Consider the following 22,918-nt stretch of genomic DNA (forward strand, 5'->3'; position numbering starts at 1 on the left):
CATCGCGTCCAGGCTGGCCTGCGGATCGGCACAAACAAACACGTTGATCTGTTGCGCTACACTGCCTGGCTGGTGCATCTGCGTCATGCCCCCAAGTCATCCTCTTCGCAAGACCATCATCCCGTAGTTGATCTGGAGCAATTAGCAGCAGATGGTGCTGCATTGGCCTCACAGGGAAAACTGAGCAGTAAGCAGGAACTGGTATTGGGAGCCATGCTGACTGAAACCAATTTATCACGAGTAGCCGACCAAACCGGAGTAGGAAGGACGACGATTCACCGCTGGATGAAGGAACCGCAGTTCCGTTCAGCCCTGCGTCAGGCACGACGTGAGGTCGTGGAATCAGCCATAGGTCAACTGCAGACGGCGTCGGCACAGGCAGTGGAAACGCTCATTACGGTGGCACGCACAGGGCGTCGCGATGGTGATCGAGTGCGAGCCGCCATGGCACTTCTGGAGCATACTTACAAAGGTTTGCAGGAGCAGGAAATGCTCCACGGTATCCCTTCTCCAGATACGCCTTCTCCCATGTCCTCTGCGGATGTCGTTGAGCTGTTGGGCACTCGTCTACGGCAGCTGGATCAGGCACCATTATCCACTCCCGAAAAAGCACGTTTAACAGCCAGTCTGTCAGATGCATTGTTACGTGCCATTGGTGTAGATGTCCTGGATAAGCGGCTGGAAGCGCTGCAGTCGGTGTTACATGCCAGAAAGAAAAGATCATGAAACTACCAGGCTTAAATATGCTCTATCCGCAACTCATGATTCGAGAAAGGATACCCTTGTTGCTCGCGGCGCATCTGAGAAAGGATGATGCCGAGTACCAGAGGTTATTCAGCAGTGCACCCCGTCGAAAGATAGGCTTGCCGAATCACTTCTTACCCGAGCAGGCGCTGCACGCACTGGCACAACAGTATATTCGCGATCAGCTGGAATTGGTGGGCACCCATTTCCTGGCATTGCATCAGATCAATGACGAATCAGCGACTGCCGATTGGAATCTGGTGGCGCATACCACGGCTTATGTGTTTCAGATCAATACGCAGGCTTGGAAATTGCTTTGTGAAGGGCAGGGGATTGCTGCAGCAGACTTGAACCGGGGTAATTATGACGGACTGCTCTTGCCCTACAGTCAAATGCACATGCCTTCGCCAACTCAAGAAGAAGTTCTGAAACTATTGGAGCGACATGGCATCGATGCGAAGCAACTCGTCACGGTTGAACAGACTTTGCAGCAATGGAACTTGCAACTCCAGGAAATGTCCCATTACTTTCAGTTACAAGAGGTCCCCTTATGAAAGCCAAACTGTCCTACGAATGCCTCACCCCGGAAGAACGGTTTCGACTCATCCTGGCAGCAGGAAGTCGCAACGATGATACGGAGCGTGAACGACTGTCAAAGGCAAGCCAACCTCGCACTATCTCGATGTCCGATCACTGGCCATATGCTCAGGCATTCCTGGAACTGTCAGACTTTACTTATCTGAAACTCTTCAACCTGGCGGTTACCTATCTCGATTGCCTGCTTCATCAGAAGGCCACCAATAGCAGCGCAAGTGATCCTGCTGAAATAGTCAATGAAGATAGATGCGAACATCTCGACCAGTTTCTGGTGCTCGGCTATCACCTGCGAACCTATTACGCTGGTTGGGAGTTGTTCTGTCAGCAAATGAGTCTGCCAGCTCAGTTGCTCTGGGAGAAAAATCCTGGCATCGAACGGTTACAACAGGCACTGGAGTTATGTCAGGAAGCCGCATTGACGGTGGAAGGTTACCACGCGTGGATGTGCCGTCGACATTCGGTCGAACCGCCATCGGTTAGCAGCCTGTGCCGTGTGCCTGAGATCATCCAACAAGAGTATGAAGAAACCTATCAGGAGCGAAAACGCTGGTGGCAGGGCATGTGCTAAATGTAAATGGAACACTTTTTATGAGAGAAAGATGAATCCTGACAGATTCGAATCAATCGGCTTGGCGAAAAAGGCCATAAAACAACGGGTATTCGCATAGTTTGTCGATCTTCGATTCGTTTGGAACACTTCTGTCACTTTTTTGAAAGTGTTCCATTTTGTTCCATTTTGTTCCATTTGCAGAGACATAGGCGGGGCGCAAAAGTCTGAAATGTGTAACAAAACGTAACATTTTGTAACATTCTCGGAGGTTACGGTACTCGTTTGCAGCCTGCTGTTTCGCTGTGTTGGTGTTGGGGTTCCCGGAGAAGTGGGGGAGCGAGAAGTTTCTTGGTCAAAGGTTGTGAAATGATAATGATTGCTCCATCATTGTGGCTAGGTTAAATTGCAGTGCAACGGAAACTGGAACTTCTATATGTGGCACACTGCTGATGGCTTGCGAGTCCTCACTGCACAAGAGTGGAAGGTGTTTACATTAGGTCTTGATCTGCTTTGGTCGTTACTGGACGCTGATCTGCAGAATGGTACAGAATCCAGGTTAACTGACGTTGAGGTATTTGAGTCCCTGTCGCATCCGCAGAAGATTCTGATACTGAGCCAGGTGGCAGAGGCTCTACATGAGAGCGCTGTGCCCGCGCCTCCTGACCATCCTTATTATAATGCAGCCGCTCAAGCTGTTATCCAGATCATGCAAGGGATGCTACACGATGAAATTGAATATGGTGAGTCCGATGACAATCAGCAAGCCTTATGGCAAGTCTTCGACTGGAATGCAATGAGATCATGGGAGCCTAAATCCATCAAGAAGATGAAGCGGAAGGATTGGGATAGTCTCGTGCGTATGTTTGAAGAAAGTATTGTGGACGGGGATCACGAGCTTGCAGCCCTGGTTATGGATAAATCTCCCGAACAAGCAGCCGCCTTCAAGCAGATCATGGGGATTGATTCAGATTATTACACGGCGATTCCGCCAGAACCGACTGAAGAAATGCTCTCCCAGGCACAAGCTACCTTGACACGGCTCCTTCGATCTTAGTCCACTCTTTTGGTGCTGGCGTAATATCTCCAGGTTGTGAGTAGCCTCCTGATTCTCTGGATCATGAGTTAGTATCTCCTGCAGCAGTTGGCGTGCTTCTTTCCCGTCCTCAACAACATCGACCTGCTCATGATCCTCGGCTACGACTTCAAATCCGCCGTCAGCATCCTGACGCGGATGTACGACCAGCATCGTTCGCGGTTGCCGCACATCGAATTGCCCACTGCATCAAAATAAAGAGACTGTTCTTCCACCTGACCTCTGGGATCGTACCTTGTCCCTTACAACACTCTGATCATATTTTTTCACCATTGGTACCCGGCACGGGGACAACTATTGCACCTCATGCTATCTATTCTTAATAAATATCCTCTTCATATTGTAATCGATAATAAATTTGTGCTTTTCTATAATATCACATCCAATTATCCCATCAATATGATCAATGTTCCTCAATTCATATGATTTGTTGATGTATGACAAATCAAGTGACATAAAGTATGATTTCTTCATGTTAACTCCACCAATTATTGCAATACTTGTTTCACAGACGTGGCTTACATTAGATGTTCCAAGTAGATCTGAACCTAATACTCCATCAATTCTTTTCCATTTAAAATTCCTGTCCTTTAGCAATGTTGAATTTAAGTAAGAGTCAGCAGCGCCTGTATCAACCAACATATTGTAATATTTATCATTGCATCTCATTGATATTATCATCTGTTTCGCCTTGTTAATTTTAGGATAATTAACCACATACCCATTATTAAAATATCTAATAGATTCGGCGTCAATAGAATTGAGCAGCAGTATGTAAAAAATCAATGAAATTGCAGTTTCCATAACCTCTCTCCTTTCCGCAAGGTTTAACTTTTATTATTGTGGTATTTTTTCCGCCTCATGTGGTATTCGTTTTGGTGGGTGTTTTTCGTAATTTGGCACAGAAGGATTTGGATTAGGATCACCTGGAACGATTGGCATTATAGGGAAAAAGGGAATAGGGAACGGTGTCGGCAGTATTGGCGGCAATTGCACAGGTGGTGGCAATCTTCGAGCCGGTCCATCTGGATTTTTTTTTGGCAATTTGGGCCATGGCTCTAAAGGTGCTGTTACACGTATTTGGAGAAGTATTGCATGCATAAATGATATTCCAATAAGTGAAGCACCAACGGGTGGGCCTGTTGGTGGAGGTACTGGTGTTGGGAATGGAGAGCCATTAGGATTGCCAACTCATCCAGGTGTTGGACCTCCGCAAGTTAATCAAACCATTCTTCCATTATTGCCAGATCCCACCATCGACATTCGAGGATGGGACGTTTTTGATGATTGGGTTTTTAAGAGAATAGACGGAGGATGGATTTTTATCGATCCAGGCCTATAATTTATTAAGTAATGGAAGCGATTTGTATGCGGGTGGCGAAATTGGCAAGCTTATGTTTAGAGAACATAAGGAGCTAATAATTCGTGCTTTCAACCCACTTAATCCATCTTGGTTTGCGGCGCTCACAAGTTAAACACAAAGATCTCTTTTGAACTTAGAGCGTTATTTCTAATGAGTGTCCATGTTATGAGTGCCATTAAAGCATATAAACAATATATTCAATCGAAGTATCACTGCGATGCATGGTACTTCGACTCAAAAGATATTCATAGTTTAATTGTTATTCATATGTTTACATTATCCAATCACCCTTTCTCTAAAGCGTGTTATATTATTGATGCACAAGGAATCTGTAGCGATGGTTTTTTTACGATATTAGAGTCTAGTGATGTTAAAGACTTTCATGATGCTGCATCGCGCATGATTACAGGAGAGCTACTTCAAAGTAAGATAGACAAATTTAACAAAAGATTTGAAAACGAAACATTCAACGGAACGATTACAACTAGCGTTGAAAATATAATTAGAGAATACAATTTAGCCATTGGATTGAGAAAATACCCATTGAAGCCTTCGGCTCCAGATAATCAAGTTATAACTTGAAATTATTACCTTAAGTGTAATCAACCGTCAGGTACAATAGTGGCCGAAAAGCCAGAACTGACAAAGAGACACGAAGGCCATTTACGAATAAACATGAGAGCGCGACTGAATCAAATCTTGTCAACGACAGGCGAGTGTCTTCCATCTCACGTTGCTCGGCGGCGGTAGCTCTTCAAAAGGCCGCCCAGCCGAAGCCTAGAACTTCTCTAATATGTGGCGATTGTCAGCAATCCATTCCATTGTAACCCATTAATCAGCAATACCATCGGCTGATGAAAAATTCTCTCTTCCTCAGGGCAGATAGTTCGCAAACGCCCTCTATAAGGAGGATTGTTAGTTCGTGCCGTGGACAGCACTTCTTCGTCACACATCGATCAGCCCGATTGTGGGAAGATTACGAAGGAAATACAGGGAAAACAGAAGATAGTGGTATTTCACTTACGGAACAGCGCCGTAATAGAAATTCGCAGGGTTGCTTGACCGGTACGCATTGAACTGATCAAAGGTCAGATTCCATTGATCGATTTGCGTAACATGCGGCATGGGGGATGGCGCCTCGTCGGCTTCCCCCAGAATAATAGGCGTGAATCGGTTTCTGATCATCCGAATCGCCGCCTGTCCAACAGTCTGATCGCCATAGAAGTGATCCATGGCGAATTGCGCCGAGGGGTTGGTGACCCAATGCCCGCCTTCATAGAACCTGAGCTGCTGCACGAACCCGATCACACCATTTTGACGTCGCGGTCCGAGGTGAATCCGCCGTATCTGAACACCGGCGAGAAAGTTCTTCATCTTCACGTCACGCACCCCTCGTTCGTGACACTGATCCTTTTTGATGCTAAAATGGCTCTCGACATAATCCTGCGTGTGGACCGATTTCTTCACCCTGACGGCATACAAAAAGGTGTCGGTCGCCAGGAACAGGCCGGTCGCTTGCGGGACTCCGGAAACCGATGCCTTGGCAATCATGACCGGAAGCTTTTTATTAGCATCGCGCAACATCCGAAAATTCCACTTGCTCAGATTGCGTACCGTTTCCGTCGCCGGCAGCGTGGGCAGGGAGTAGATGTTCTGGTCCTCGATCAACGGAAAGCCCACGGGAATCGAAACGTCGGCAGCAACACTGTTTACGGAGTAAAGGCAGTTGTCGCCAGAGGCGCCACGCGCATAGAGCTTGGAACCGACAACAGGATCACTGAATGGATGCCAGGGCTGATTCATATTCATGACGCCGAGGTCAGCGCGCGCCTTCGCACCGCCATGCAGGCAGACCGTCTCGAACGGACGGGTGTCACCACGGTAGGCAATCGCGACATCAATCGGCCTGCCGCTCTTCTGGACGCTGATCCGATCGAGAAACATATTCCTGGCGAGAGGGTCTGACGAGCCCACTCGCGTGTAGGGCATCTCTTTGAAGCCGACTTTCAGCAGCTTGGTCAGCATGGTGCGATAGTGACCGGGTCGCGCATTCAAATCCCTTGGTTCGGGTATTACCTGAATGAGCGCGGCGGCGACCCGGTTGGCTTCGGTCATCTGCTGGGTCGATGTCATCGCCGCGATATTCACGGGGAACAGGGGGGCGAGGACATCCGCGATCACTTCCTTGAGCGCTCGGTCGTCACGGTTATTAATCGCGATTTCCTTCCAGAAATAGGCAAACCACCAGCCAAAGCCCCATTCTCTGCTGTTGTCATAGATCGTGTTGGCATCACGCACTTGCGACCACAGCTTGCCTTTGATCCAGTCACCATAGGCCATACGTTACCTAGCTTTCTTGTATTCGACCACGACGATGCCCGAGAAGTGTAGCTTTTCTGAGAAGCAGTGACAATCATGAAATCAGGAAATCGGTGAAGTTGAAGTCCGTCAGGTACAATAGTGACCGAAAAGCCAGAACTGAACAAAGAGACACGAAGGCCATTTACGAATAAACATGAGAGCGCGACTGAATCAAATCTTGTCAACGACAGGCGAGTGGCTTCCATCTCACGCCTCTCGGCGCTCGTAGCTGCTCAGAAGCCTGCTAAAAAAGGGGGTTGCATGAACCTCTCTAATACAGCCTGCTTAACAGCCAGCCCCTCCGGAGAGATATCTTGGCGACAAACCTCTCTCCCTCACCGAAAGAGATAGGTGAACCAGTTAACACCGATTTTTAGACCCATTCCATAACTCATTATGCCACAGTATGTTGGGCCGACATCATTTCTCTCTACACCATGCAGAAAACATCTTGAAGCGCGCCCTATTTCATCCCATGCGTTCGCGCGTTCTCCTATCCACATCGCTCTTGGCTGTCGGCTCTGCACTCGGGTGGTTGGTCGCATCTGGACGAATCGCCGAGGTCATTGCCCACGAATCGAAGCCTCAAGCGAAAGGTGATGCTTCTGCGAGTTTCGATCGCACCGTGCTACCGATAGCTTCGCCCCCGTTCAGCGGCAAAATCGGCATGGATATTGGCTCGGCCCGTGGACTTCACCTAAAAGTTGCCGTATAAGTTCACTGGTAAGATCGAGAGTGTGGTCATCGACATGAAATAACTTGTCATTGATCTTGAGGACGGGATTGTTTCCCGGACCGCGTTCCCAACCCGATCTTGACTCAACCCAAGGTTTCATCCCATGCGTTCGCGCGTTCTCCTATCCACATCGCTCTTGGCTGTCGGCTGTGCACTCGGGTGGTTGGTCGCATCTGGACGAATCGCCGAGGTCACCGCCCGCGAATCGAAGCCTCAAGCGAAAGGTGATGCTTCTGCGAGTTTCGATCGCACCGTGCTACCGATCGCTTCGCCCCCGTTCAGCGGCAAAGTCGGCAACACTTATAAGGACTCTATAGAGGCTTGGCCGGTGTTGCCGTCGGCCCCGAAAGGGGCACCGAACGTCGTGGTGATCTTGCTCGACGATGTCGGTTACGGGCAGATCAGCACGTTCGGCGGGCCAGTGCCGACGCCAGCGCTGGATAAGTTGGCGGCGGATGGGCTCAAGTATACCCGGTTCCATACGACAGCGATCTGTGGCCCGTCCCGGGCGGCCCTGATCACGGGCCGGAACCACCACAATTGCGCCACCGGGTTTCTGGCTGAGTGGGCCACCGGTTTCGATAGTTACAACAACCTGATCCCGCGGACCACTGCAACGATGGGCCGTATTTTGCGCGATAACGGTTACTCGACGTCCTGGCTTGGCAAGAACCACAATACGCCCGACTGGGAAAGTAGCATCGCCGGTCCTTTCGACCGATGGCCGACTGGTCTGGGATTCGACTACTTCTATGGGTTCATCGGCGGCGAGACGCACCAGTATTACCCGGTGATTTTCGAGAACCAGACGCCGGTCGAGCCGAGCAAATCGCCGGAAGAAGGTTACCACTTCATGGCGGACATGACGGACAAGGCGATCAACTGGATGCGGTACAGTAAGTCTGTCGCCCCGCAGAAGCCGTTCCTCATGTACTTCGCCCCCGGTGCCGCCCACGCACCGCACCACGCACCGAAAGAATGGCGGGACAAGTTCAAGGGCAAGTTCGACGCAGGATGGGAGAAAGTCCGAGAAGAGACGTTCGAGCGGCAGAAAAAACTTGGCGTAATACCACCGGACACGAAACTCACGCCGCGCCCCGAATGGGTGCAGGAGTGGGACAAATTATCCGCCGATCAGAAAAAACTCTACGCAAGGCTCATGGAGAACTTCGCCGGCTACCTATCGTATGCCGACCACGAAACCGGCCGACTGCTGGATGCCATCAAGGAACTGCCGGACGCAGAAAACACGCTGGTGATCTACATCGTCGGCGACAACGGCGCAAGCTCGGAGGGTGGGTTCGACGGCACCATCAACGAGGTCAAGAGCCTGAGCGGGATTCAGACACCGCTTGCAGAGACGATCAAGCACCTGGACAAGATCGGCGAACCGAGCACCGAACCGCATTACCCGGTCGGATGGGCATGGTGCGGGAACACCCCGTTCCAGTGGGTGAAGCAGGTGGCCTCGCACTTGGGCGGCACGCGCAACCCGATGGTGGTGTCGTGGCCGGCACGGATCAAGGACAAGGGAGGCACTCGTGACCAGTTCCTCCACCTGATCGACGTCCTTCCGACCATTCTCGAGGCCTCAGCACTGCCTGCACCGAAATCGGTGGACGGCATCGCTCAGAAGCCGATGGATGGAGTGTCGTTCCTGTCGACGTTCGACAAGAAGGACGCGAAGCCCGTTCGCAACCGCCAGTACTTCGAGGTGTTCAGCAACCGGGCGATCTACGATGACGGGTGGATGGCCTGTGCCCAGCACACGTTCCCCTGGCGGCAGGACTTCGCACCGGGCAACTGGGAGAAGGACAAATGGGAACTGTACAACCTGAAGGAGGATTACAGCGAAGCCAACGACCTCGCTGCGAAGATGCCGGGGAAGCTGGCCGAGATGAAAAAAATATTCGACGCTGAGGCGCAAAAGTACGGTGTCTACCCACTCGACGACCGCGGGATTGGCCGCCTCATCTCGCCGAAGCCGACGCCGTCTGACCCGACCCGCAAGTCCTTCACGTTCTTCACCGGGGCTAAGCGTCTGGCAGAGACCGCCGCACCGAACGTCAAGAATAAGTCTCACACAATCACGGCCGATGTCGTTGTGCCCGAGAAGGGGGTCGAGGGCGTCATCCTCGCGTTCGGCGGGCAGTCCGCCGGATTCTCCCTGTACGTCGACAAGGAAGGGAAGCTCATCTACCACTACAACTGGTTTGAAGACGAACGTACCTCTGTGACATCGCAGGAGCCGTTGCCGAAAGGCAAGGTTACGGTCGTCGTGCGTTTCGACTACCAGGGCAAGTCCGGCGAGGTCGGCAAAGGCGGGATGGTCACTCTCACGGTGAATGGAAAAGAGGTCGGATCCGGTCAAATTAAGCAAACGGTCGCCGGCCGCTTCGGCATCGACACGTTCGGCGTGGGCGAGGACAGCGGTTCACCCATTGTGGACACGTACAAGCCGCCGTACAAGTTCACCGGCAAGATTGAGAAGGTCACAATCGATTTGCAGTAAATCTGATCGGCAAGGCCACAAGGTACAATAGTGTCCGAAAAGCCAGAAATGAAAAAAGAGATTCGAAGGCCCACTTACTGATGGGCTGAGTTGAGTTTTTGGGAGTCGCAATGAGTAATTCGGTGACCATTCATCTAATCGGTCCGGATGAGTCAGAGCGTTTGGATAAGTTCTTTGTCTACCTGCGAGAACACGTGGCTGAGAACGGTGCATCTGGCATTGGTTACTTTCTACCAATGCCTCGAGAATCATCGAACTTCTCGATCGAGCGTGAAGAACGTTTTCGCAGCGCCTTGACTGTCGAATTTGCCAAGCCAGGCTGGCGTCGCTTGTGGCTGGCGTTATCATCCAGTGGCCAGATTGCAGGTCATATCGACTTACGAGGGCACCCCGAGCATTTCGCCTCACATCGATGTCTGCTTGGAATCGGTGTGTGTAGCCTCAACAGGAAATCCGGAGTAGGCTATTCTCTGCTTGAATTTGCGGCAAGTTGGGCACGCACAACTGGGCAATTGGAGTGGATTGATCTTCAGGTTCTCAGTGTCAATGAAGCCGCCAAGAAACTCTATTATCGGTTTGGCTTTGTCAAGGTTGGAGAAGTGCCTGAAATGTTCGAACTTGATGGACAACGCTTTGGGTATACTTATATGGCACTCCGTCTCTGCAACGCATCAATCTCCACAAGTCCAAATCTGCCAACGGTATGACATCATATTTCCACCCCGCCAGACTACCGAATGAGCAGACAATTCGCGATCAAAATCGGCACATTCAGCCAGCAAATCTGGAACAGGGAAATGGACATCTCTCCTACAGCCTGGTTAACGCCAAACCGCTTGGTAGAGAGAAATCGAGGCATTTTCTCTCTACCAGGGTGGAGAGAGGTTTTTCGTGGGTTAACAGCCTTTCATGATTTGGTTTGATGTAAGTAGATAATTATCAACAGCTTCCACTGACACGCTCTCTCTGCACTTTAATGAGAGAGAACATCTTGAAGCGCGCCCCATAGGGGGAGCTTGCAAGCCTTCATCGAGGCTGTTATTACAACACGGTTTACGCCCGACGCCAGGCAGAGAGTCTGGCGTTTTTGCGTTGAATCTTGGAAGGGTTGTAGCGGTTGGCAGGATGAGCCGGAGCGTTAGAGAGAGGTTCATTTTTGCTTAAGGTTTGGTGTTAGTGACTGTGTGGGGTCAATAAGCTCTCTGGTTCTCTGTTTGGGGAGTACAAGGGGGTTAACTTGACTCGAAGGCACCTGCGGGACATCGGTAAGAAACATGGTGCCGACAGTTTTCGGGCCAATATACGCCACCAGCCTCGTTGTGTGAGGGGCGACTAAGCAAGATAGTTTCGAAGCTTCAACCATTAGGGAGGGGGACTTCGTCTTCGCAGGATGCTTATCTCGGATAAGAAGCAAACGTTGAGTCTCTCGCGTCGGACTTTGTTCCTTGGGAACGGATTAATAGTGTGAAGTGGAGCCGATTGTAGCCATGAACATCTAACGAGACGTGCTGACCTGCTGTATCTGATCGTTGAGGACAAAGTCAATGAACTTGTGCCCAATTTCAGTCACAATTATTGTTGGCTTAGCATTTGAAGATACTGCGGTAAGCGGCTGTATCACATAGAGTCCAGGGAAGTCTTCAAGGTCGCTTGAAACACGTACAAGGCTGCGGGCCTTTAAATCATCACAGGCCAATTTGAAAAAGTCGGTACTCAAATCGATGTTGGTTTTCTTTTTGAATTCATCGTAAAGCTGCTGATACTTGATTAGATGTGCTACTTTTCTTTCAGTGGAACAAAGAAATTCAAGAACTTTCAAATGTGAAGGTGAGAGTTCATCAACATACCGTATGAACAAAAGCTCCAGGTCTGCATTTAGGTCGATTCCTTTCGCCGTGTTCAACACTACTGTCTTTAGCGCTAGCAGCTTCTCTGCTTGGTGATTCCGAATGGCTACGTGCGTAGCGTGTAGTAGCACCGACACAAACTTTTCATCTGCTATGATTCGATCGACTAGGCTATCGTCATTCTGTTGCAGTTGCGCAAGATCTTGAGCTACATTGCACATCCATTCATTTTTTCTTCTCTCGATGGGTGGGGTGAGTATCGCATTGAATATCTCCACCGCAGGCCCCCCCACAATTGGGATAGTGGAAATAAGGGCGCGTAAAAGGGTGTGGATTGTATCCCTTATTTCAGGCTTTGGAGGAAGCAAAGAGTCCTTCATCCAGCACGTATTCCAAATAAAACGATGAGCCACAACCCATCTCGTGGCTTGCAGAGTATGTTGTCGCGATTCCACATCGATTCCTTAGCCTTTTAGGTGGATGGTCACCTAGTTGGTTATCCAACAGCCCAGCTTGTGGTTATCCCGCTGTTCTAGGTATTTTGGGCTTCTTTCAAAATGGCTTTCAAGCTAAACACCTCCTTTCGATTCTGAATTGTAATTCGATGACGAGACCATTTTATTTCTTCAACTTCTCCGCTATCGCAGTGAACTGCTCCAGCGCAGTCTCCAAGTCGTCGGCAATCTCTTGCGCCAGAATATCTGGCTCTGGTAGATCATCTGAATCTTCCAGGCTTTTATCCTTGAGCCAGAAGATGTCGAGATTTACCTTGTCCCGCTTGATCAGGTCTTCGTAGTCGTAGCTTCGCCAGCGGCCTTCCTGGTTGGCTTCGCTCCAGAGGGGTTTGCGGAGGTGGCGTTTACCGGGGCGGTAGCATTCGACGAACTCATCGAGGTCGGCGCGTTTCAGGGGATTGGTCTTCTGGGTGAAGTGCATGTTGGTTCGCAGGTCGTACACCCATAGCGTCTTCGTCCACGGGTTCTCCTGGGCGGGTTTGGCATCCAAGAAGAGGACATTGGCCTTCACGCCTTGGGCGTAGAAGATGCCTGTAGGCAGTCGAAGCAAGGTATGCACATCACATTGCTTGAGCAGGTTCTTGCGCACCGTTTCGCCTGCTCCACCTTCAAACAACACATTGTCCGGTACCACAATGGCACAACGGCCATTCACCTTGAGCAGCGTCTTCACATGCTGAACGAAGTTGAGCTGCTTGTTCTTGGTCGTCGTCCAGAAGTCCTGGCGTTCGTAGGCGGTATCTTCCTTCTCTAGGTCGCCTTCTTCATTGACGACTGCAATACTGCTTTTCTTCCCAAACGGTGGATTGGTCAGCACTACGGAGAATCGTTCACCTGGGTCATTCGCCAGACTGTCCACGCCAGACTTGATCGGGCATGGGTCAGCATCGATACCATGCAGGTAGAGATTCATAATGCACAGCCGGGCGGTGTTGGGGACTAGCTCCCAGCCTTTGACGAACTTCGTCCGCAGGTGCTTCTTCTTGTCCTTGTCGAGATTGCTCCCCTGATGTTTGACCACGTAATCGTAAGCAGATAAAAGAAACCCACCTGTACCAGCAGCCGGATCACAAACTGTATCATTCGCAGTGGGCTGAACACAATCGACGATAGCTTTGATGAGTTCCCTGGGTGTGAAGTATTGGCCAGCGCCCTTGGGGCTTTCGGCTGCACTTTTGGAGAGTAACCCTTCGTAGATGTCGCCTTTGACATCAGCCTGCATCGAAGACCATTTTTCGGTATCAATGAGGTCGACGATTAATCGGCGGAGCGTGGCAGGGTTCTGAATTTCAGGGCGGGCTTTCTTGAAAATTTCACCCAGCATGCCCAGCTTCTTGCCCAGTTCTTCGAGGATGTGCCGGTAGTGGGCTTCGAGTTCATCGCCTTCCCGTTTGAGCAGGCTTTCCCAACTGTACTGGGACGGCACGATCGCAGGCCGATTGTAAGGCGGTTTGGTCTGCTCGTCTGCCATCTTGAGAAAGAGCAGAAACGTAATCTGCTCGGTATAGGCCATGTACGAAAGGCCATCGTCTCGCAGAACGTGGGCGAAATTCCAGGCTTTGTTGACGATTTGTTGGGAGTCGTTGGTCATGAATCAGTGCTCTCGACATTACCATTCCGGAAGTTACCGGAAACAAAATAGAACTACACATACTAACTTTGATTACCATAAGTCCTTATCAAATAAGCCTTTGCTCCAGTTCTTTTGGATGTCATGCAACGATATAAGGAAATATCCGGAAGAGTTAGGCATTTGCTTGCCTATCAGTTCGAATATAGAAAGTGCTCTTCCCCAAACCTTGCCTTCGTAAAAAGCCACTCTTTACCAGTAAAGCTAAATCACTGCGAGCAGTGCGCTCTGTGCTCTCAATTTCCTTGGCATAGTCGGCAAGTCTGATTTGTTCGCCAGGCCGTAGTTTTTTCACCAATTGCAACTGTCTTTCATTGAGTCGTGAGTCAGCTGATTTTCGCGAAGACAGGCGATTGATAAATGTTAGGCGAGTTCCAGAGGCATTAGATTCCCAACGAGGCTTTTCAAAGCCAGCTAGCTCAAGCTCTTTGGCAATTAATAGCGTTCCTCTTCCGATCTTTTCGATGTAACCACGTAGGAAGCATACGTTCGCAAGATCGGGATTACGTGGAAGTGAAGGATGTTCACGAAACAATTCCCGCGAAGGCAGTTCATTGGGGAGTGATCCCGCATTCCAGATGCTGAACCGGTCAGGAAATATCTCGATGAAAGTTCCACCCGACACTTGAGAAAGATCACGATGCACTAGGGCATTGATGATTCCTTCTCGAATGGCTCCAAAAGGAAAATTCAGTTGATCTTCTCTTTGAAATTGGTTCTCAATGAATCGTGAAGTTATGCTGATCTTTTGTTTGATGAGTTCCTCGATCCTGCGTAAACAGCCAAAGAGATGCAATATGATGTTCTCGTCAAAAGGTAATTCTGCACCAGTCCGATCAGTACTGTAGGAAGTCACTCGTACAGCAGCTTGCGGAAATAACTTAGTTGGCTTACTCCCGAAAAGTATAACTGCAGCGTTAGTGATTTGACCAAAATGTAAAAGTGATAAATCCTGGAGAACAAGTTTGATATCGGTAGGGTCATTGAAAGATAGCCTACCAGTCGACATGATTTCGTTTGCAGCTAAACGAATCTCGTTTTGATCCAAATCACTAAGTTCGCATCCAAGTGCAGGTTGTCGTTCCCAGCGAAGATCAGATTTTGATCGTTCCAAGATGATTTGATGGATATGCTCTGGATTTGCATGAATGTTCTGAGCACCTTGTCGAATCCAGATAGTACCGTCGATCAAATAAGGCTTTTGCCCCCCTCGCGGAACTTCAATAACCAATATTGGTATGCCATCAACGTCTTCATCAGACACAGTCCAGGAAGCGGCAGGCTTTATTTTTTCGGCTAAATAAGATCTAAGTTGATGTACTTGCTGCAAGCTAATGTTGTATCCAACTAAACTTCTATCTGGCCTGACACCTAAAAAGAGTGTCCCACCCTGACTATTCAAGAAAGAACACACGGTACGAGCAAGCAGGTCACGGTCGTATTGCGCGGTCATTTCAAGTGTTGAACTTTCTTGTTGTGACAACCTTTCGCTCAACTCATTTTTTGTCATGATGTCCTCCGATGTGTAATGCATCTCGGACTTTTGAAACATCGCGAAACTGAGTCTCGATAAAAACAAAAGCATCTGACAAGTGGAAGTACTCTTGAGCCCAATGACTTGCTCTTTTTTCTATAGGAACATGCGCCTGAATGGCGTCATCGTACATCTCCAATACTCGCAAATCGTCAAAGACTGGAGTCTTTTTAAACACAGGCTGTTTCTTCCTGCGCTGTCCCTTCTTGGTAAATAGATATTGCCGCATAAACTGTCGGGTAAATGTAACATGTGTATGAGCGAGAAACCAACGTGGCTTATTCAGCTTAACAGCATGTAATATTTCCTCATGTGTAATAGAACGCTCTCCTATTTTTCCCGAACCATAGAAAGGTCGAATAATACCCAGGAATAAATCGCATTCCTCAACTGCCTTCAAGCACGCTTGAAGATTGGAATTGCCAGGAGGTATATGTATCGTACCTGCATGCGAATTTAGAACATGATAACCATAGTTCCTTAACACGCCACATATTTGAAGTAAGTGATCTTCAAAATGATAGACTGTCGAGGCGACCATGATCTTCAAAGGCGTTATGGTTGCAACGGCTGAAATGGTCTGAATGGGGTTGTTCATACTCGACCTCGCTTTGAGGTCTTGGATAATCTTGCAGCTACAATTTTGAATCTATCCAGCATCACCCCCGCTGGTTCATCGCTGGGGTCTTGCGGCACTAGTTTTCCCTCGAAGGCTTGCTTGAGGATGCTTTGACGAAGGCGAGTGGCTCGGAGGAGGTCGCGGGTGATGGCGGCTTCGGCACTTTCGATTTGTGACAGGTTTTCAGAGACCTCAGACGCTATTTGCTTTTGCTCCAATAGTGGAGGTAATGGTGTTACATATCTTTCGATCCCAGCCCCGCTAATGTGAGGGAGTTGAGTTCCTGTTTGATCACCAAGCAGAAGGTTAATAAACGCTTGGGTCTGCATCGAATAATGCAAAAAATCTGTTGGACACTCGTCGATCATTCGCAATCTAGCCATCCGTTGCACAAGCAGGCAAGGTAAATCGCTCGCTTGTGCCCTTGCAAGCTTTAGACCAGCTGAGACCATCGGTCGATCCATCGCAAGAATGATCTGTCCCTCTTCTACGAGCAGGTGCTCATAACCAGCAAGCTTGTCATGTGGCCAATAGCGGACATCTTTCCAACGCAGCCTCCCAGGTTCCATATTCTCGCCACGTAGCAAGCGGACTCCAGTTTTAGCGAACTCTGCACTCTTGAAAGCAAATCCCACGTCAACAAAAGCAAGTTGTTGGATCGTAGCCCAACACCACCGCTTCGGCAACTCCGGCAACCCACTCGTTTCCGGTGGCGATGGTTCCACATACTTCTCCCGCCAGTTCTTGGGTGGCTGTTTGCCAGCGGCGGCGAACTTGGCAAGTTGGTCAGCTTCCCACTTCTGGCGGCGTTCGGTGAGGATGCGTTCGAGGAGTTTGGAAGCGGGTTCCGTCTTGGGATGCTTTTTTCGCCAGGCTTCAGTGAGCTTGCCTTCGACGGCGGCTTTGAGGAGAGCGGCGCGGTATCGTTTCAGATTCGCCTTCGCCCGCTCCAACGCCGCCATCCCGGCATCCAGGTCGGAGAAGAGTTCTTCAATCTTGGCGACGATGCGGTGCTGTTCGTTGAGTGGAGCGAGCGGAACATTCAGGTTTTGTATGTCGTCAAGCCCTAGTCCTTGTTTGGTCGCACCTCGCTGAAGTTGCCGAAACTGTTTTTGTCCACCAGCTTCTGATGCCAAGAACCACCCTACGAAACGCACATCATTGCCGTCGTGAGGACGACATATCGCCACGTGTTGATTGATATGGGCATCTTCAAATGCATTAGGAACTACACCGATCATGCCAACATCGGCTGTAACAGAAATCAAGATGTCTCCACCGCACACTTTCGTTCGTTTAGCTTCAAGAGTTAATGGTGGAGTGACTCTTTGAACATTTGTTAGATCAAGTTGTATCGAAGCGTGGTCGAGATTACCCACTCTCAAAAAAAGAGGCCCGGCGTCGGAGTAGTACTTAGCCCACCCCCTAGAGCCGCTTGTGATAAAGCTGAACAACTCACTTCCATTTACTCTTTTCCAGCCATGCGGAGTGAAATACTCTCCCTTTTTGTTTGTGACTTCACTCATGCCGCCAGCCTCATATTCAACTCTGTGAGGATAGCATGCAACTTCTCCCCAAATAGCTCATACGCCTTCCCCAGTCCGCCGATCTGATTGAACGGCACCTCGTTCAGGTCGTCCTGCTCAACGTTCAAACTGCTTGCGATGTGATCCTTGATGGCATCGAGCCATTTTCGTTGATCGGGAGTGAAGGTTGCACCAGCTGATTGCTTTTCGGTGAGCCACTGCTGGTACCGTTCTTCGACTGTGATGCCAATTGGAGCCAGGGGTTTGTTGGGATCGATAACATGGCGAACAAGGGCGATGACATCCACTAGTTGTTTCCCACCTTTGCCACGTACCTTGTCTGGCTCAACCAGTTCGTAGGCTTGCCAGATATGCATGAGCGTCTCGGGGTGGCTGGGATCGACATAAAAAGGCTTTTGACTGAGCTTGGATGCCAAGTCTTTCACCTGGCTGAAGCGCAGGCCGGCACGATAGGGCTGACTGTAGAGAATCTGCAGGGCTTCTATCTCGTCCTTGTTGTCTTCAATGAACTGCTTGAAACTGGTCACTAGCGACTTGGCTTTCTCCAGAGCTGCCGCATCGAAGCCTGAGCGATTGATGGAGTCGGGAGTGACCTTATCGATGATCTGCTCAGCCATTTCTTTGGCTTGCATAACGATATTTCTGAGCTTGGGATCCAGGAATGGCTGCAGTGCAGCGGTCATCTGTTCCTTTTCCACCTGGTCGATCTGTTTCTCATTGGGTTCCTGGTCTGCGGGAATGCTGAACTTATGTTTGGCGAGTTGAGCATTCACATCGGGATCAATGCTGGTGAGCAACGTGGCACTGAGCTTGGCGAGCGATTGCCCAGCAGAAGCTTTCTGGATTTCCTTCTGATGAATGGGACCCACCTTCTGATCGAGTCGGGCCAGACGAGCCGCCAGGGTGGAAACAATGTCATCCGTGACGGCACCAGCAGCCACCAGGTTGAGAATCTTATCGAGTTTAACCGAGGGCTTTCTGTCGAGTGGCTTGGTCGTGGATTTCTCGTCTTCACAAACTCCCACGGCATCGACAATGACAAAGTGAGTCTTGTGTCGGGCATCGGGAGTGACACTTTGCAGGACATCGGGATCAACAATCCGGCAGCCACGGCCTTTCATCTGCTCGAAGTAGTTGAGTGAGCGGATGTTACGCATGAAGATCAGGCATTCCAGTGGCTTGACATCGGTCCCCGTCGCGATCATGTCCACTGTGACAGCGATACGAGGATTGTAAGCAGTGCGTAGCTGCTGAAGCAATTCATCGGGCTTGTGGCTTTTGTTTGTGATCTTCTGGCAGAAGTCGTTGCCACGGGCGAACTCTTCACGAATGATGCGGACAATGTCTTCGGCATGAAGATCGGTCTTCGCGAAGACCAGCGTCTTGGGAACTTCGGTACGGCCGGGGAAGATTTCGGGCAGCTTCTCTTTGAAAGTGCGGATAACGAGCCTGATTTGATTCTCGGCTACCACATCACGGTCAAGTTGATTCGCAGTGTAGGTTAGGTCATCATCGAGTTGTTTGTGCTTGGTTTTCTTGGTGCGTTTGTCGCGGTGCGGTACAAAGAGGCCTGGCGTTTTCTTGAGCTGGGCACCGTTGGCAGTGATTTCCGTTTCAATGCGGTAGACATCGTAGCCCACATTGACGCGGTCCACGACAGCCTTTTCGTGGGTGTATTCCTGGACGAGGTTGCTGTTGAAGAAGCCTATGGTCTGGGTGCTGGGTGTGGCAGTCAAGCCGATGAGGAAGGCATCGAAGTAATCGAGCACTTGCCGCCAGATGTTGTAGATCGAGCGGTGGCATTCATCGACGATGATGAAGTCGAATGCTTCTATTGGAATCTTCGGATTGTAGACGACCGGCAACGCTTCCTTGACCAGCGAGGTATCTGCTTCATAAAGTGAGCCTTCTTCGTTGGCTTCGTTGTATTCCTCTTCCCCTTTTAGCATGGAGTAAAGGCGCTGGATGGTGGTGATGCAGACCTTGGAGGCTGGGTCGATGGTGTTTTTCTTCAGATGCTGGACGGTGTATTCTTCGGTGAACTTGTAGCCGTTGTAGGGGCTTAGGTAGTTCTGAAATTCGCTGAGAGTTTGTTTGCCGAGGTTGTTGCGGTCTACCAAGAAGAGGATGCGTTTAGCATGTGCGAACTTGATGAGGCGATAGGCAGCAATTACCGCAGTCATCGTCTTACCGCTGCCAGTGGCCATTTGAATGAGGGAGCGGGGCCGATTGTCGGCTAGCGACTTTTCCAGGTTGTTGATAGTGGTGATCTTGAGGGGCCAGAGACCTTCAACGTTCAGTGCAGGCATGCTTCGGATCCAGGTGCGGACCTGCTGATCCATCTTAACCAAGCGTAACAGTTCTTCCGGGCGATGGAACGCGAAGACAGGCCGACTGCGGGCATCGGGTTCCATTTGATTGGTAAATTGGGTGACGGCTCCAGTGGACTCGTAGGCGAACGGGAGAGGAAGTCTGTAACTGGGTAGATTGGCAGGTAAGCCGTCGGCGTACTTACTTGATTGTGTCTCGATTCCGGTGAGTGTGTGACCAACGGGCTTGGCTTCAACTACTCCTATGGCTTTGCCATCGACATAGAGAAGGTAGTCAGCTTCGCCCGTGGAAAGGGGAAACTCACGGACGGCCACGCCTAGACCGGCCGAGATGTGCATCTGGCTGAAGTCCTGGACTTGCCAACCGCATTCGGTGAGCTGGCGATCAATGTCTTGGCGGGCGGCTTGTTCGGGGAGCATGGTCTTTAAGCGTGTCGTCGCCTGTGCTGTTTTGAGTATTGCTCACGACAATCGTCGAGAGTAACTGTAGTTTTGTCGTCGAGCATTAATTGCCAAAACTCCCACCCATTCGTGGCCAGGTGCTTGCCAACGACTTTGCTTCGAGCTTCACTGGCCGCTGTAGAACAGGAACGGAATACGCTGCCATTACATTCAATAGTGCCGTCTCTAAGAAGTTGAGCTTCAACCTTACTACCCTTGTATTTGCGAAATAATCTGATCGGTGCTGGAATGATACCTGCATTGATTAGTTCTTCGAGACTGACAGTTGAACTGGCTCTTTCAAGAGGTTTGACCAATTTCAGCTTTGAAGCCTTGTGCTTACGGGTTTCCGTGTTGGCTCGCTGAGGAATGATCGGCGATTCAAAACGTGGATCAAGACGCATGAGTGATTGTTTGATGTCATTTGCACTAAGGTCTTTGATCTGCGTTTTCAGAAGTTGGACAAGCATGGTGCTTGGTTTGGACACCATACTGCGGAGGCATTCTCGAACACGGCGATCTACAACTTGTGACTGCCAGTATTCACGAAGATTATTGCCAGCCAATTCTCGTTTCGAGATCAGTGAGAGTACGCTCATCGACTCCTGGATGCTCGTCTGAGTTAGCTTGATTTTGTAGAAGAGTTTCTCATCTGCATTGACAGCAGCTGCGGAGTTGTAAATTCGGTATTCGTCACCATCAGTCAGCAGGCACCATTCGACGCCTGCAACTGTGGCATAACTGAGAACTTGGACAATCCACTTCCGATCATCGAGTGCTTCGCCAAGTCCTTTTGCTTCGATCAGCAGAATGGGTTTACTGATGCAAAGTGCATAATCAACAGGGCTGTCAATGGACTTCGTCCGATACTCATGACAAACTTCATCTGGATCGCTAGTGTCCCAGCCCAATGCTTGAATCATTGGCGTAATGAGGGAGGCCTTGGTGTTCTGTTCACCTAAGCGAGTTCGGCGGTCTTGGTATTTGCGGATTTTGTCTAACAACGATTCGATTGTTTTTGCGAGATGTTGAGTGCTCATACAACTTCATCCAGCCATTAGTTTTATTCCTCTGCAATAGATTATCTTAGATTCGTGAAGTTGCATAGTGAATTGCGTCAACCGAATGTACTTTGCAAGTTCATTCCATCGCTTGAAATAGCACAACAAACAAGCCACGAAGGAAACACATCAGTGAAAAGGCAAGCTCATGAGCAAGCGAAAACCCAAAGAACACGTTTTGCACGAGAGATACAATCCGGAACACCCATTACTTAGAGAACTGGTTAGCGTCGCTGTCTACAGTTTCGATGAATCTGTTTTTAGTACCTTGCTAACCCGTGTACCCTGTGTTGGGGAAGTGATAGTCGAGGAAGACCGTTTGTATCGAATTCATGCCGTTGAACACATTCGTGTAGATAACGATGGCAGGGCATTCGGCGGGTATCATGCGTTTGTTGATGTCGTTCAAATCGTTGATGAATTTCCTTCAAAGCCTTTCAAACTCCGAGCAAATCTGAAGCGTCAATTGAAGAGCACGCTGCGAATGCGCAAAAGAAACGCGGTCACAAACATGACCGCATACTCAAAGATTACTGATCCTACCTCCCCTCAAACCTCCCCCTCTCCGCCTTCCTGAACGCCGAAGCTTTACCCTTATCTTTAATGTCACGACTGATTGCAGCGTAAAGTGTGTTCGCAGGAGTCTTACCTCCTGGCGATGACCAGAGACCTTCAGTCGCCATCACATCGATCAACTCCGGGCATGTCATGGCGGCCTTGCGCTCATGCAGAACCTGAAGTGCTGCAGCCATCATGCTGAGCTTCTTGGGCTTGATGTCAGCTTTGACTTTGAGCTTGCGAGGCTTCTTGGTGACAGGTTCTTCTGGTATTGCTTCTTTGGCTGGCTCGGCTGCAGTAGATTCATCATGAGCAGGTGCCGCCTCGTTGGTCAGAGTAGGTTCCTCAATACGAGTGTCGGGAGAAGTTGCCACTGTCGCGGCGTCCGTTGGTTCTGGCGGGAGAATGTGCTCTTCTTGAGCAGTCAACTCATGTGGTTCGACAGCCGGTTCTTTCCCCTTATTCTTACCACCCGTCTTGGCCTGCCACTTGGTTTTCTTCTCGCCTTTGACTGTTTTGGTTGGCAACCGCAGGTCACTCGATCCGCCAACTTTCAGTTTCTTGTTTGCCATGTCTCAGTCTCCTGGTGCGTGCTGGCATCACCATGATGTTCGCTACGCAGGATGACAGTTAGAGCATGACGGAGGAAAGGGAGGAGGATTCAGGAGGAATATAATCCAAAATCCCTCAGAAAAATATCTATCTTTGACGCTTGCCAGCCTCTATTCTCGCTAGTGGGGTGGGAGGCATGCCATGACGGAAGAATCACTCTTTGAATTAGCCCTCAAAACGCCGGATTCGGAACGGGCGGCGCTGCTGGACCGTGCCTGTCAGGGCATGCCAGAGTTGCGAAAGCGTGTGGAGGCACTTCTGCAGGCCC

General features: G+C 49.9%; 18 protein-coding genes. 8 read left to right on the forward strand and 10 right to left on the reverse strand.

All coding sequences use genetic code 11. The features are described from left to right. The 4 genes from JNJ77_14425 to JNJ77_14440 all read left to right on the forward strand — a co-directional run. The coding region (locus tag JNJ77_14425; GenBank protein ID MBL8823781.1) for a hypothetical protein at positions 1-726 on the forward strand (726 nt) is incomplete at its 5' end. Further along, positions 723-1,298 (forward strand): hypothetical protein, encoded by a 576-nt coding sequence (locus JNJ77_14430; protein ID MBL8823782.1) that lies wholly within the window; start codon positions 723-725, stop codon positions 1,296-1,298. The genes JNJ77_14425 and JNJ77_14430, both read left to right, overlap by 4 nt. Further along, the gene (locus JNJ77_14435; protein MBL8823783.1) at positions 1,295-1,909 is read left to right on the forward strand and encodes a hypothetical protein; all 615 of its coding nucleotides are present in this window, start codon (positions 1,295-1,297) and stop codon (positions 1,907-1,909) included. The genes JNJ77_14430 and JNJ77_14435 overlap by 4 nt, the downstream gene beginning before the upstream one ends. A 415-nt stretch (positions 1,910-2,324) precedes the next feature. Then, positions 2,325-2,945: a hypothetical protein gene (locus tag JNJ77_14440; protein MBL8823784.1), complete on the forward strand. Its 621-nt coding sequence runs from the start codon at positions 2,325-2,327 to the stop codon at positions 2,943-2,945. Positions 2,946-3,293: 348 nt separating this feature from the next. On the opposite strand, the gene JNJ77_14445 is transcribed toward JNJ77_14440, so the two are convergent. Further along, entirely contained in the window at positions 3,294-3,788 is a 495-nt protein-coding gene (locus JNJ77_14445; GenBank protein ID MBL8823785.1) for an aspartyl protease family protein, read from the reverse strand. 724 nt (positions 3,789-4,512) lie between these two features. Between JNJ77_14445 and JNJ77_14450 the strand changes: the two genes are divergently transcribed. Continuing rightward, positions 4,513-4,929 carry a hypothetical protein gene (locus JNJ77_14450; GenBank protein MBL8823786.1) on the forward strand — a complete coding sequence of 139 codons (417 nt, stop codon included), beginning with the start codon at positions 4,513-4,515 and terminating at the stop codon, positions 4,927-4,929. A 438-nt stretch (positions 4,930-5,367) separates the two neighbouring features. On the opposite strand, the gene JNJ77_14455 is transcribed toward JNJ77_14450, so the two are convergent. Further along, on the reverse strand, positions 5,368-6,687 hold the full coding sequence (locus tag JNJ77_14455; GenBank protein ID MBL8823787.1) for a hypothetical protein: 1,320 nt from the start codon (positions 6,685-6,687) through the stop codon (positions 5,368-5,370). Positions 6,688-7,547: 860 nt separating this feature from the next. Here JNJ77_14455 and JNJ77_14460 point away from each other — a divergent pair. Both JNJ77_14460 and JNJ77_14465 read left to right on the forward strand, forming a co-directional pair. After that, positions 7,548-9,956, forward strand: coding sequence for an arylsulfatase (locus JNJ77_14460; protein ID MBL8823788.1), 2,409 nt, complete (start codon positions 7,548-7,550; stop codon positions 9,954-9,956). A gap of 110 nt (positions 9,957-10,066) precedes the next feature. Then, positions 10,067-10,663, forward strand: coding sequence for a GNAT family N-acetyltransferase (locus JNJ77_14465; GenBank protein ID MBL8823789.1), 597 nt, complete (start codon positions 10,067-10,069; stop codon positions 10,661-10,663). 788 nt (positions 10,664-11,451) lie between these two features. Here JNJ77_14465 and JNJ77_14470 read toward each other — a convergent pair. The 8 genes from JNJ77_14470 to JNJ77_14505 form a co-directional block, all read right to left on the reverse strand. Beyond that, a complete protein-coding gene (locus JNJ77_14470) occupies positions 11,452-12,216 on the reverse strand; it encodes a hypothetical protein (GenBank protein MBL8823790.1) in 765 nt (254 codons plus the stop codon). 205 nt (positions 12,217-12,421) lie between these two features. Next, entirely contained in the window at positions 12,422-13,909 is a 1,488-nt protein-coding gene (locus JNJ77_14475; protein ID MBL8823791.1) for an SAM-dependent DNA methyltransferase, read from the reverse strand. Between the two features lie 154 nt (positions 13,910-14,063). Beyond that, on the reverse strand, positions 14,064-15,458 hold the full coding sequence (locus JNJ77_14480; protein ID MBL8823792.1) for a putative DNA binding domain-containing protein: 1,395 nt from the start codon (positions 15,456-15,458) through the stop codon (positions 14,064-14,066). Beyond that, entirely contained in the window at positions 15,445-16,080 is a 636-nt protein-coding gene (locus tag JNJ77_14485) for a DUF4062 domain-containing protein (GenBank protein ID MBL8823793.1), read from the reverse strand. Before JNJ77_14485 ends, JNJ77_14480 begins: the two co-directional genes overlap by 14 nt. Next, on the reverse strand, positions 16,077-17,369 hold the full coding sequence (locus tag JNJ77_14490) for a restriction endonuclease subunit S (GenBank protein ID MBL8823794.1): 1,293 nt from the start codon (positions 17,367-17,369) through the stop codon (positions 16,077-16,079). The genes JNJ77_14485 and JNJ77_14490 overlap by 4 nt, the downstream gene beginning before the upstream one ends. 254 nt (positions 17,370-17,623) lie before the next feature. Further along, positions 17,624-20,398: a DEAD/DEAH box helicase family protein gene (locus JNJ77_14495; GenBank protein MBL8823795.1), complete on the reverse strand. Its 2,775-nt coding sequence runs from the start codon at positions 20,396-20,398 to the stop codon at positions 17,624-17,626. A 5-nt stretch (positions 20,399-20,403) separates the two neighbouring features. Then, positions 20,404-21,459: a hypothetical protein gene (locus JNJ77_14500; GenBank protein ID MBL8823796.1), complete on the reverse strand. Its 1,056-nt coding sequence runs from the start codon at positions 21,457-21,459 to the stop codon at positions 20,404-20,406. A 560-nt stretch (positions 21,460-22,019) separates the two neighbouring features. Continuing rightward, positions 22,020-22,610 (reverse strand): winged helix-turn-helix domain-containing protein, encoded by a 591-nt coding sequence (locus JNJ77_14505; GenBank protein ID MBL8823797.1) that lies wholly within the window; start codon positions 22,608-22,610, stop codon positions 22,020-22,022. Positions 22,611-22,791: 181 nt separating this feature from the next. Between JNJ77_14505 and JNJ77_14510 the strand changes: the two genes are divergently transcribed. Further along, positions 22,792-22,918: serine/threonine protein kinase (locus JNJ77_14510; GenBank protein MBL8823798.1), on the forward strand; the 127-nt coding region annotated here is incomplete at its 3' end.

The organism is Planctomycetia bacterium (assembly GCA_016795155.1).
Classification (GTDB): Bacteria; Planctomycetota; Planctomycetia; order Gemmatales; family HRBIN36; genus JAEUIE01.